Source organism: Pseudohalioglobus lutimaris, from assembly GCF_002866825.1.
GTDB lineage: Bacteria > Pseudomonadota > Gammaproteobacteria > Pseudomonadales > Halieaceae > Halioglobus > Halioglobus lutimaris.
This window is the reverse complement of sequence record NZ_PKUS01000027.1, coordinates 1-12,287: the sequence shown is the minus strand read 5'-3', so window position 1 is coordinate 12,287 and position 12,287 is coordinate 1. Positions and strand designations below refer to the sequence as shown.

Annotated in this window: 9 protein-coding genes; 6 read left to right on the top strand and 3 right to left on the bottom strand. The window is 53.2% G+C overall.

From position 1 onward, the window contains the following. Positions 1-11 precede the first annotated feature (11 nt). Entirely contained in the window at positions 12-2,441 is a 2,430-nt protein-coding gene (gene lon / locus C0039_RS16245) for an endopeptidase La (protein ID WP_101518691.1), read from the bottom strand. Between the two features lie 149 nt (positions 2,442-2,590). Between lon and C0039_RS16240 the strand changes: the two genes are divergently transcribed. The 5 genes from C0039_RS16240 to C0039_RS16220 all read left to right on the top strand — a co-directional run bounded on the left by C0039_RS16240 (position 2,591) and on the right by C0039_RS16220 (position 7,863). Further along, positions 2,591-3,874 carry an aspartate aminotransferase type Ic gene (locus tag C0039_RS16240; protein WP_243391643.1) on the top strand — a complete coding sequence of 428 codons (1,284 nt, stop codon included), beginning with the start codon at positions 2,591-2,593 and terminating at the stop codon, positions 3,872-3,874. 201 nt (positions 3,875-4,075) lie between these two features. Beyond that, entirely contained in the window at positions 4,076-4,282 is a 207-nt protein-coding gene (locus tag C0039_RS16235; RefSeq protein WP_075998889.1) for a hypothetical protein, read from the top strand. A 251-nt stretch (positions 4,283-4,533) separates the two neighbouring features. Beyond that, on the top strand, positions 4,534-5,970 hold the full coding sequence (locus tag C0039_RS16230; protein WP_101518689.1) for a sensor histidine kinase: 1,437 nt from the start codon (positions 4,534-4,536) through the stop codon (positions 5,968-5,970). Further along, positions 5,955-6,497, top strand: coding sequence for a hypothetical protein (locus C0039_RS16225; protein ID WP_133126038.1), 543 nt, complete (start codon positions 5,955-5,957; stop codon positions 6,495-6,497). The genes C0039_RS16230 and C0039_RS16225 overlap by 16 nt, the downstream gene beginning before the upstream one ends. A 4-nt stretch (positions 6,498-6,501) precedes the next feature. Continuing rightward, the gene (locus C0039_RS16220; RefSeq protein WP_101518687.1) at positions 6,502-7,863 is read left to right on the top strand and encodes a sigma 54-interacting transcriptional regulator; all 1,362 of its coding nucleotides are present in this window, start codon (positions 6,502-6,504) and stop codon (positions 7,861-7,863) included. A 12-nt stretch (positions 7,864-7,875) separates the two neighbouring features. On the opposite strand, the gene C0039_RS16215 is transcribed toward C0039_RS16220, so the two are convergent. After that, the gene (locus tag C0039_RS16215) at positions 7,876-8,784 is read right to left on the bottom strand and encodes a sulfotransferase family protein (protein WP_101518686.1); all 909 of its coding nucleotides are present in this window, start codon (positions 8,782-8,784) and stop codon (positions 7,876-7,878) included. A 486-nt stretch (positions 8,785-9,270) separates the two neighbouring features. On the opposite strand from C0039_RS16215, the gene C0039_RS16210 reads away from it, so the two are divergent. Further along, positions 9,271-10,311, top strand: a complete 1,041-nt coding sequence (locus tag C0039_RS16210; RefSeq protein ID WP_101518685.1) for a glycosyltransferase — start codon at positions 9,271-9,273, stop codon at positions 10,309-10,311. Between the two features lie 667 nt (positions 10,312-10,978). Here the strand turns inward: C0039_RS16210 and C0039_RS21115 are convergent. Continuing rightward, positions 10,979-12,287 (bottom strand): Ig-like domain-containing protein (locus tag C0039_RS21115; RefSeq protein WP_165787167.1); only part of this gene is annotated, 1,309 nt, incomplete at its 5' end.

The following is a 12,287-nucleotide window of genomic DNA, read 5'->3' as shown; positions in this document are numbered from 1 at the left end:
CTGAAGCCCGCTCAGTGCAATGACTTGTCGCGGCGATGCTCGTGGAAAACATACTCGAAAACCTCCCGATAATTGCGCGCGAAATGCACATTTATGCCTTCGCGCAAATAATCAGGCAGCTCCTCGAAGTCGCGCCGATTGCCGTGCGGTAAAATCATTTCCATGATCTTGCTGCGCCTGGCGGCAATGACCTTCTCGCGAATACCGCCTACCGGCAATACCTGCCCGGTGAGGGTCAACTCGCCGGTCATGGCAAGGGGGCGCTTGATACGCTCCTTGCGTGCCAGCGATACCAGTGCCGTGGCCATGGTAATCCCGGCACTGGGCCCGTCTTTGGGGGTAGCCCCCTCAGGCACATGCAGGTGGACCATACTCATATCAAAGAAATCGAGGTCACAACCATAGTCCTTGAGATGCGCAATGACATAGCTGTACGCGATCTCCGCCGACTCCCGCATCACCTCACCGAGGTGACCTGTCAGCTTGAATCCCCGGTTGAGCGTATGTATCTGCGAGGACTCCACGGCCAGCGTGGCGCCGCCCATGGAGGTCCAGGCAAGCCCCGTGGCCACACCGAGGCCACGCAGGGGCTTGTCCGGCGAAAACGGCGGTTTGCCCAGTAGATCCTCGATATCTTTTTTGCCCACCCGAAGTCTGTCGTCTCCCCCATCCAGCATGCGCACAATGGACTTGCGCATAATGCGTGCAATCTGCTTTTCGAGGTTGCGCACCCCCGCCTCACGGCAGTAGGAATCAATCACGTACTTCAGCCCCGCGTCATTGATCTTCAACTGGTCCTCACCAAGCCCGTGGCGCGACAGTTGCCGCGGCCAAAGGTGATTGCGGGCGATAGACAGCTTTTCCTCTGCCACGTAACCTGACAGCCGCGTCACCTCCATGCGGTCCAGCAAGGGCCCGGGAATAGTATCCAGTTGATTGGCAGTACAAATAAACAGTACCTTGGACAGGTCGACACGCATGTCCAGATAGTGATCAAGGAATTCAGCGTTCTGCTCAGGGTCCAGTACTTCCAGCAGGGCCGAGGCAGGGTCACCCTGGAATGAAGCACCGACCTTGTCAATCTCGTCCAGCATAATCACTGGATTGGCTACCTGCACCTCCTTGAGCGCCTGCACAAATTTTCCCGGCATCGCCCCGATGTAGGTCCTGCGATGGCCCTTGATTTCCGCCTCGTCGCGCATCCCGCCCAGACTGAAGCGGTAAAACTCCCGCCCCAGGGCATCTGCAACGGATCTGCCGATACTGGTCTTACCGACGCCAGGAGGCCCCACCAGCAGCAGAATAGAGCCGGACATCTCTCCCTTGAAGGAGCCTACAGCGAGGAACTCCAGGATACGTGCTTTTACATCTTCCAGGCCTTCATGGTGTTCATCAAGTACCGCGCGCGCATGCGATAATTCGAGATTATCGCTGGAATACACGCCCCAGGGCACCGATGTGGCCCAATCGAGGTAGTTGCGGGTTACGCCGTACTCGGGCGAACCGGTTTCCAACACCGAGAGCTTGTGCAACTCGTCGCGAATTCGTCTTTCTACCGCATCGGGCATGGTCTTGTCTGCAATGCGCTTGTCAAACAGCTCCACATCGGACGTACGGTCGTCCTTGGACAATCCCAGCTCTTTCTGGATGACTTTCAGCTGCTCGCGCAGAAAAAACTCGCGCTGCTGATCAGACAGCTTCTCATTCACCTGGCCGGTGATCTGCCCCTGCAGTTCCGCTAGTTCGCGCTCTTTACGCAACAGAACGAGCACTTTCTCCATTCGCGAAAGCAGAGGCAAGGTGTCCAGTATTTCCTGCAGCTGTTCACCGGACGCAGTGGTCAGCGCCGCAGAGAAGTCGGCCAACAGGCTGGGCTGACTGGGACTAAAATTGGCGAGGTACTGCTTGAGCTCAGCACTGTACAGCGGGTTCAGGGGCAGCAGTTCCTTGATTTCCTTGATCAGGGCCATGGCATAGGCCTTGATTTCATCCGACTCGGTGTCGCCCTGGCTACGGGGGTACTCCACCTGGGCGAGATAGGGGGGCTTTTCACTCAGCCAACGCACAACACGGAAACGCCGCACCCCCTGGGCAAGGAACTGTCCTGCCTGGCTAACCTCGGCGGGAGGCTTATGCAGGCGCACAACACAGCCGACTTCCGGGAAATGGCGGGTATCGGGTGCACCGGCTCCGTCACGCTGTACGTAAGAAAGCCCGATCAGGCCGTGCCCTGCTTCGCCAACCTCTTTCAGCGTCGCTGCCCACTCCCCGGCATCGATCGATACAGGCTGTACTTGCCCGGGGAAAAAAGGCCGATTCGGGACCGGCATGATATACAACGTATCGGGTAGAACCTCCTCCGCTACAGCGGGGGTACCGGGTGAGTTTGCCTCTTCCAGGACACCTCCATCCAGCGATTCGTCTTGTTCAGATTGATCCATGACATGTCCCTGATATGCATTTGTACTGCATGCTATATAAGGTTGGGGAACGATTTTTCAACCGTGGTGAGCCGTGTCCTGCCACCGACTCGCGCGTTATAATCGTTTCCCGCTCGTTAATTCAGTCTAGACCACACGAGGATCCTGTCGTGCACATTGAACAACTCAGCGCTGATGCGCTTTCATCTGAACTGAAATCGCTGGAGGCGCAATACGCCGACCTGGCGCAGCGCAAGCTCGCGCTGGACCTGACCCGTGGCAAACCCGGCACCGAACAGGTCAGTCTCTCTGACGCACTGGATGGCATCCTCGACCGACACTACCTGGCTGAGAACGGCACTGACGTGCGCAATTATGGCGGCCTGGATGGCCTCCCCGAAGCCAAACGCCTATTCGCTCCCGTTCTGGGCGTACCAGAAGCAGAGCTGATTATCGGTGGCAACTCAAGCCTGACCCTGATGTATACGGTTATCGACTTTGCCCTTTCAGTTGGACTGCGCGGCCCTGAGTCCGCATGGGGAAATGACGACACTGTCAAAATTCTTTGCCCGGTACCCGGCTACGACCGTCACTTTGCACTGTGCGAGCACCTGGGAATAGAGATGGTTCCCGTACCAATGCTGGACACCGGACCCGATATGAACGCGGTAGAGAAACTGGTGAAGGAGGACAGCAGTATAAGGGGAATCTGGTGTGTTCCTCGCTTCTCCAACCCTACTGGCTGTGTTTACAGCGACGAAACTGTGGCGCGCTTGGCGGCGCTCGGAAAGTTGGCCAGTGAGTGCTTTCTGGTCATGTATGACAATGCCTACGCGGTACACGCGCTGCACGAGAACGCACCGGCACTCGCCAATATTCGTGAATACTGCGAACGAGAGGGCACCCTGGACAATGTTTTCCAGTTCGGCTCAACCTCCAAGATCACCTTCGCCGGCGCCGGCGTGGCCTTTGCCTCCAGCAGCGAGGCCAACCTGAAAGCCTTCAAACAACATCTCGGTTTTCAGAGCATTGGCCCGGACAAGGTCAACCAGTTACGTCACGTAAAGCTGTTGCGAGATGCCGAGGGCTTGCAAGCGCACATGCAGCAGCACGCGGCCCTGTTACGACCGCGATTCAAGGCAGTACTGGAGACACTGGAGGCGCAGCTCACCGGCACCGGCATGGGTGACTGGCTGACACCGGAGGGCGGGTACTTTATCTCGTTTACTACCCGGCCGGGGTTGGCCAAAGAGGTCGTGCGCCTGGCGTCCGGAATAGGCGTGGCCCTGACGCCTGCCGGCGCGACCTATCCCTACGGCGAGGACCCTGAGGACAGTAATATTCGACTGGCACCGAGCTACCCCTCATTGGAGGACGTTAAGGCTACTGCGGAGGCGTTCGTGGTCTGCGTCAAATTGGCGAGCTTACGCCAGCTAAAAGGGGCGACGAGCTGAATCTCAGACACTAAATCCGGGTGGCAGTGGCAGAACTGGACACTGGACCACGACCCCGGATCATCCTCCTCCCAACCGATCAGGAATCAAGACTTCTTGACATAATTTGCGCCCTTCAATATAACCATAGACGCAATACGGGATACGGGGTGGATTTCCGCTTCGGTTCATACGCCATAGTGACAAAAGGATAATCAGACTATGAATAAAAACTTGGTTAAGCCGCTGGTTTTCGCGGCCCTGGTTGGGGTTAGCGCGGGAAGCCTGGCGATTGAAGTAGGCTGCGAGGAAGCCTGTGGGCCCCCTCCCGGCCAATCCGTTCCAGAAATTGACGGAGCGATGCTGCCTGTTGCCCTGGGCCTGATGTCCGCTTTTGTATTGTGGAGACGGGACCGTAAGCGACACTGATCACCTGTAAAGCCTCGCCAAAAGGCGCGCCTGTTCGCGTCTTTTGGCTCATTGCCGACGGTCGCCTCATAGCCGCCTGACAGCTGACAACCGCCCTGTAACATCCAGCTTTCCACACAACTTCCGGCGTGCATAGCGTCCGCCCTGCCCTTCCGTGATTACCACAGGCCGGCCAGCCCCCCCATTTTTACTGTTGCCGTTTCTCTGAGCCACGCTAAACTACGCGACCCCCCTCGCGCTATGAGCAAGAAATGTCGTTCTGGCAACCCAGGTCTGTACTACAACTGCTTTTGATCGGCTTCCTGGTGGCGGTTGCCCCACTCTGTATTGCAATCCTCTCTACTATCGACGCCCTGGGCGAGCTGGCTGAAAAACACCGGAGCACGACTCGACTGGTTGTTGAAGTGTCCCAACTGGAACAGCAAGTCCAGAGAGACATTCTTCAACTCGAACGCAGGGCCCGCCAATACCTGGCCCTGGCAGATCGCGACCTGGCCATCCTGTTTGACCTTGAACGAGACCGCTTGCTTGAAGACCTGGAGGCTTTGGAGCAGATTCTCCCCTCCACCAGCCCGGATGTGGCCGCGCTTCTGGACACCCTGGAAGACCTGCGTCTGCCAGGCGCATCGGAGTCAGGGCACAACCCTGCGGCCGACCCGATTGTAGATGAAGGGGAAGGCATCGAAAGGGTTTTTGCCCTGATTGTGGAACGCGGCCAAGCCATCCAGCTATGGAAGCAAGCCTCCGTCGAATCGTTGATTGAGCAAGATACAGAGCAGGCAGAGGACCTGACAGAGTTCCTGGTAGCGCAGATATCCCTTCTGGCGGCTATCACATTCGCTCTGTTGCTATTGTTTGCTTACTGGATTACCCGGCCGCTAAAGGAGCTTACCCAGGAAATACAGCAATTGGGAACGGAAGGCCTTAGCCACAGTATAGAAATCTCTGGCCCCCTGGAACTGAAGGCACTGGGCACCCGACTCGAATGGCTACGGCAACAACTGCATGATTCAGAGCAGCAAAAGCAGCAATTTCTACGTCATATCTCACATGAACTCAAGACGCCGCTTGCCAGCCTCCGCGAGGGTACCGACCTACTATCAGAGCATGTCGCCGGTGCCTTGTCCCAACAACAGCAGGAAATCGTTGATATAGTGCGCCTCAACGGCATTGAACTGCAGCGATTGATAGAGAACCTGATAGACTTCAACCAGACTCCATACCAGGAATTGAGTGTGGAAAACATTAACCTCGAAGAGCTATGCACAGACTTGTTAAGACACTACCGATTCAGCATTGATACCAAGCGCCTCACCCTCGACACAAACGGAACAGTCAGTACCTGGAGAGCTGATCGACACAAGTTGCGCACCACTCTGGACAACCTGCTTTCCAATGCCGTGAACTACACACCTGAAGACGGCGCCATAGCACTTGTATGGTATGAAAAGGATGCTAACCTCATTGTGGATGTTGCGAATTCGGGGGAGGCTATTCCCCTTGAAGATGAGGACCGTGTGTTTGAGCCATTTTTTCAAAGCGCCGCCAAGAGAACTGGCCCAATCAAGGGCTCAGGGATCGGGCTGAGTGTCGCCAGGGAGTGTATGGAGGCACAGAGAGGTACTCTGGAACTTGTTCCCAACCCACATTTTCCCGTGTGTTTCAGGTTGATATGCCCCGTCCACTAACTTTCACTCTGCTACTGGTTGCCCTGGTGACAGCTTGTGCAGAACAGCCGGTCACGCCCATAGCCTCCCGTCCCAAGACCACCGTCATCGCTGCTCCATCATCGGGTGTGGATAGATGGCTAAGCCAATACGGTGAGGTAAAGGTCATGGGCCGGGACGAGATTGTGACCGCACTGCTAGCCACCGGCCGCCCTTCCAACTCGCAGCAATTCTACTACTTCGGCCTGCTTAACCAGGAGCTGACCACTTTATCCAATTGGACGCTGGCCAGGGATGCCTTCCGGCAAATCCAGGACGACACCGAACTCTCACCAGAACAACGGGAACTAGCCAGCATTCTGGAGCGCTATAACCAGACCCGCCTCAACGACTACGAGCGACAGGACAGCCTGCAGAGTCAGCAGGATTCAACGCAGTCCAAACTGGACAATGCGCTTGAAGAAAACGCCCTGCTGAAGCAAAAGATCCAGGCAATCACCGACCTGGAAACATCGATTAGCACACGTGAAGGTGAGGGGGTCCTGTAACGGCATGTCCTACAATCTTCTAGTCGTGGACGACGACGCGAGTCTTCTCAAATTGCTGGACATCCGGCTGAAGGCAGAGGGCTACGGAGTGCTTACCGCGGAATCGGCGGAGGGTGCCCTGCAACTCCTGCGAAACCATCGCATAGACCTGATGTTAACGGACCTGCGCCTTGACGGGGCAGACGGCCTGGAACTATTTGAACAGGCCCGGCACTTCTTTCCTGGTCTTCCCGTGCTCCTGATGTCGGCTCAGGGCACCATTCCTGAAGCAGTCACCGCGACACAAATGGGTGCCTACGCCTTTCTTACCAAGCCCATCGACAAAAATTCGCTACTGTCAACGATTCGAGAAGCCATACACCAGTCTGGCGGCACCCAGATCGAGGCGTTCGAAACATGGCGAGAGCACATCGTCACGCACAGCCCTTCCATGGAGCGAATTCTAAACCAGGTCAAGCAAGTTGCCGAGTCAGACGTCAGCATCTTAATTACCGGCGCGAGCGGTACAGGAAAGGAATTGCTGGCACGCGCCATCCACGAGGCCGGACGCGAGCAAGCCGGCCCTTTCGTGGCAGTAAACTGTGGCGCGCTACCAGAGCAACTGCTGGAGTCTGAACTTTTCGGTCATGTCAAAGGGGCTTTTACCGGTGCAGTAAGCGAACATACGGGACTGTTCCGCGCGGCAAACAAAGGCACTCTTTTTCTGGACGAAATCGGCGAGGTCGCCCTACCGCTACAGGTAAAGCTGTTGCGCGCACTGCAGGAAAAAAGTGTGCGGCCAATTGGCAGCACCAAAAGTGAGCCGGTGGACGTAAGAATAGTGTCTGCGACCAACCGCGACCTGGAAGAGGACATGCGCGAGGGTTTGTTCAGGGAAGACCTGTTCTACCGTCTGAACGTAATTAATTTTCACCTGCCATTGCTAGCCCAACGAGTTGAGGACATACCTCTACTGGCAAACCACTTCTTACGGGAGTCCAGTGCCTACAAAATGGGCAAAGTCAGCAGTTTCGCGCCTGCAGCGATTGAAGTAATGCTCCAGGCTAGTTGGCCCGGAAACGTTCGCCAACTGCAGAATGTGGTGGAGCGCTCCTCCGCATTATCCACTGCCCAGGTGATTCCCGAGGCGCTGGTTGGCGAAGCACTAACCGTAGAGGACAGTTTTCTGCCGTCTTTGTCCCAGGCGAGGCAACAATTTGAACATGATTACCTGGTAAAGGTTCTGCGACTCACTAATGGATCTGTCGCCGAGGCGGCACTTCTAGCCCAACGCAACCGCACGGATTTCTATAAACTGCTCAAGCGCCATCAAATTGTCGCGGAGAAGTTTAAACCCGGGAAAGAAGCTGACAGCCAAACACAGTAACCACAGGCCTCGCTACCAGGGTAGCTTTCTTCCCAGCAAACCTTCCAACTTGGCCACATCGGGCTGAAATTTTTCGGTTAATTCCGCTCGCAATGCTTCCGGTAGCTTTGGTGGTTTTGCGCTATTCATACGCATCCCCTTCTCTACCCATTGCTGGTAAGTGCCTTCGGGCATGACTTTCCTGAGAGCACGGTTGAATATATTGCGAGAGCGCAGTAGCCAGTCTATCCGGGCGGACTTGGGCCAGTAAGTTTGCATTCCCCGCTTGGACATATCGGGCTCAAAATCGGGATCCACTCCCAGGTACCCGAATATCTCCCGAATCACCTGCAAGGGTTCGTTACAGAAGTCCTCGTAAACATACACCCGAACCCTGGACTCCCCAAACGTATCCAAATAGCGGTGCACCTGTTCGTAGTACATCCCTACACGCGTGTAGTGCCAGTCCCAGTCCCAACCTGCAGCAACCCGGTTGTCCTCTTCGCGAATGGCGTCTTCAATGCTCAGCGGTTCCAGGTCGTACAAGCCTTTCATCATCAAGTAGTGCGAGTACAGACGGTCTACAGGGTTACGCAAGATAATGATAATTCGGGCATCTGGTGCTGCCTTCGCTATTCGCCCACAGGCTTCGGGAAAGTACAGGTATCTTACAGAGGCATCACCGATCGCTGTTTCACCTCCGGCGTCGTCAAACAGATCCTCGTACTCACCCTTACTGGTAATAGTCAGATAGTAGAGCTTCCGATGAAGCACATGTGCTGGCGCGGGCCCCTCAAGCACCGACACGTCTTGCCCTGCGAAAGCAAAGTAGTTAGGCTCTTTGTTTTCCGGAAAGTAAACTTGGGGGTGTTGCTTCAAGTAATACCACAGTGACGTGGTGCCGGACTTGGCAGCGCCAACGATTAAAAAATTTGGATACATAATTTAGATGCTCGAAAGGCACGGTGAAAGCTCGCGTCCTCGTTAACTAAGACTCAAAACCAATTGATGTTCGACGACATAACTAATCTGCTATACATATTCTGGACGAAATACAGTAGCAGGGCGAGCCTTAGAGTAACATTCACTATAAAGACCCACAGGCCTCTGAGCCAGAAGAAAAAATTTGGCCATATGTCACGTCGTCACCAGTAGTGATTCTTTAACGAACAAGGATTTGTCCTCAGTTCTTGGTCTTCCTGCCTCGTACTGAGCGCACTAGCTGCGCCATTATTTAGGCCTACCTATGTGCTCTTTCGGCTTGCCTTTCCAACAACTTTAAGTGCGAGAGATTCTCGTCACGCTAAGACGCATAAGCCTCATTCCGTAACCCATATTTATCCACAACTTACAGATAAATCTCGACTGTAGGATTTGTCCGCGATAGTCTACAACCGCTAAGTAGAAGCCGTTTCTAATGGAGTAAGTATGACTGCCAAAAGGGTGGTTAGTTGGCCAGGTCGCGGAGGCGATCTGAATCCCTTTATCGAAACATTCGTTGACTCGCTTGAACAGGCGGGCTGTGAAGTAGTGGGCATAAATAACTTTCCCACCCTAGAATTTCCTTCTGATACCGACGCTTTTGTGATTCATTGGCCTCAGTTCATTTATGCTAACGCTTTCGGATACGCCGCCAAACTTAGAACTCTACTGCAATTCATACATCAACTTCGAGACTTAAAAAAAAGCGGTATCCAGATTATCTGGCTTTGCCACGACTTAACGCCTCATGACTGGAACACCATGCGCTGGCAATTACTATGGTGGCCAACTATCAGAGGCCTATTTTTATTGGCCGACGGAGTAATCGCACTCTCACCAGGAACCTGTTCAAAAATAGAACGACAATACTCCCGATGGATCCGAGGGAAACTGACCTGGGCATGGCATCCTTGGTACGAGGATGTCCTCGTAGAGGATGAAAGAGCTTTACGAACAAGAGTAGACTTGGGCATTGATGACAACACAAAGCTGATCGGATTTTTTGGTCAGTTAAGAGCACAGAAAGGCGTAGCGGATCTGGTTACGGCCTTCCAGAAACTTGATGCCCCAGAAGTACATCTTCTCATTGCGGGAGCGCCTTTCAAATCGGCACCTGAAGTAAGCGAAATGGTGGAAGCCGCCGCACGCGAGGACACGCGAATTCATATTATTCTCAGAGAATTGGAAGACGACGAAGTAAAATGCATTGTAGCTGCCAGTGACCTTTGCGTATTCCCATATCGGCAATACACTCACTCTGGCGCTATGATTTACAGCCTTTCAGCAAACCGCCGAATTCTTACACCGCGAACATGCTTTTCAGAGGGCCTAGAGGAGCTTCACCCCCAATGGGTTGTTCTGTATGATGGGAACCTCAATGAGCAGATTTTGGCAGATGCTGCCAAGCGTCCCCGTCCTACAGAAATGATTGATCTCGCAAGTTTTTCACCAACCCTTCTTGCCGCAAAAGTCATGGCATTTACATAGGTTTATCAGACAACATCTACTGGGGAGTCGGCCGGGGACGTTGCCTCATCAGAAAAGAGGCTTTAAAAGTTGGAAAAAAATTGAAATTGATCTTTATTACTTCGCTACCCCTAGAATAGTGGCCACAGTCAGGCTGTAATTCCACGCGAAAATCCCCTGCCGTCTATAACCTATACACTAGCGCCCCGGCAATAATGCTTCCCCGGCTTCTGTAGACATTCCCTCATAGTAATAAAAGACCAAGTGATAACAGTGATCACTGCCCATGGTGGAAGTCGGTAGCGATGCGGAAAGATTGCTACCGTTGCCTGCTATTGAATCATGCCAAAACATCAAAGAGGCTATAGTTTCGCGGTAGCCGCGTGTGATTCCGGTGAATGCTGTCTTCGTCAGTCTTCCAAATGAAAGTGCAGTTGATAAAGCTAAAAATCAGATCTGCGCCCCAAAACCGTCTCATGTCGGCCCCAAAAATTCCTTGTATAGGTTAAAGAGCGCGCAGGTGATATGACGATTATCATCTCAATTCACCACCGCTTAGAATGGCGCACTCCTCCTTATGCCGCTTACTAGTGCCTATATTCTTCTCTCAGAGAAAGCCTCACTACCCTATGAAGCCTTGCTACGCTGAGGCGGCATTCTGGGCGATAAGTAAAGCACTACATTCACCCTATTTCCTGACATAAATCCAGGTATTTTCGAGGGTCTCTTTTTTACCTTCGAATGCTACAGCCCTGAGATGCAAGCGCCCACGATAAGGTGAAGTATCCAGCCTGAAATTGAACGGCCATTTTAAGTCAGCGCCAATTTTATCGCCGTTTGCGTAAAGCTTAACACGTGACACCCGGTCCGGATGATTGACATTTACGCCGATCTTGACCGTCCCTGAAACCCATTTCGCCGGTGAAATGATATCGACTAAAATTTCGCCTGATTCATCAGCACTCGAGACTTCGTCACTACTTGCGAGTTCGCCACTAACCTCGGGCTCATCTACATATATATCATTCGCTGAAGTTTCGTCGACAACTCGAACCCAAGTATTTTTCAGAATTTCTTTTTCGCCCTTGAATACGACAGCCCTCAAATGCAAGCGTCCGCGATAGGGAGAGGTGTCAAGATTGAATCTAAATGGCCAGGTGATATCACCGCCAATCTTGTCACCATTCGCATACAACTTAACTTTTTTAACCTGCTCGGGATGACTTACATCAACGTCAACAGACACCACTCCAAAAATCTCAGAGGGGGATCGTATAGATATCGAGAAACTTCCTGTGCCGATATTCGATGCTGTATTTGATACTGGTGTTTCCTTAGAACTGGACTCTGATCGTGATGTTGTTCTTTCAGTTTGAGACTCCGTTTGCTCACGATCAGCCTGGAGGTCTTCTGGCTGATAAACGTCGGGGATGTCCGTTGTTGTCCCGGTGTTGGGTTGCGACCCATTCTCAACTGCACCTATATCAGGCCCCGCCCCTTTTATGGCCGACCCATAGAAATCGCTGTTTAGCCCAAGCGGAGTCCCGGCATCAACCACCGGACTGGAGGACAGGGGCACCCAGTTGGATTCGTTAAGGCCCGGCTTGTTCATATTTAAATCGCGATGCCCTTTCAACGAAGAATCAAACTTTCCCGCGATGTTTGACCAGGCGTTATGCTCTGCATGGATATCCAGCACGTAGCTTTTCTGAACTTCCACTTCACCGTTGTGGAAGATATTGTTAAGCAGTTCAGTATTGCTGAGATTTCTCAATCGCAAGATTCGTTTGCCACTACCCTGTTTGTTATAGAAGGTATTATTGTAGACCCTGACATCGCTCACCCCCTCAAGAATAAGTGATGTGGGTTTTCTGCTCCCATAATAGGCAGTATCTGCAAAAATATTATTGCTGACTTCAACATTTCTCCTCGGTTGGTCGCTGCCGGCACCGCTTCCCGTCACAATCCGTAAATGATCAACATTGTCCGCAAAGTTA

Bases quoted from the DNA above. Each gene is read 5' to 3' on its own strand.
- lon (WP_101518691.1), bottom strand. From the start codon at position 2,441: ATGGATCAATCTGAACAAGACGAATCGCTGGATGGAGGTGTCCTGGAA.
- C0039_RS16235 (WP_075998889.1), top strand. From the start codon at position 4,076: ATGAATAAAAACTTGGTTAAGCCGCTGGTTTTCGCGGCCCTGGTTGGG.
- C0039_RS16230 (WP_101518689.1), top strand. From the start codon at position 4,534: ATGTCGTTCTGGCAACCCAGGTCTGTACTACAACTGCTTTTGATCGGC.
- C0039_RS16225 (WP_133126038.1), top strand. From the start codon at position 5,955: ATGCCCCGTCCACTAACTTTCACTCTGCTACTGGTTGCCCTGGTGACA.
- C0039_RS16220 (WP_101518687.1), top strand. From the start codon at position 6,502: ATGTCCTACAATCTTCTAGTCGTGGACGACGACGCGAGTCTTCTCAAA.
- C0039_RS16215 (WP_101518686.1), bottom strand. From the start codon at position 8,784: ATGTATCCAAATTTTTTAATCGTTGGCGCTGCCAAGTCCGGCACCACG.
- C0039_RS16210 (WP_101518685.1), top strand. From the start codon at position 9,271: ATGACTGCCAAAAGGGTGGTTAGTTGGCCAGGTCGCGGAGGCGATCTG.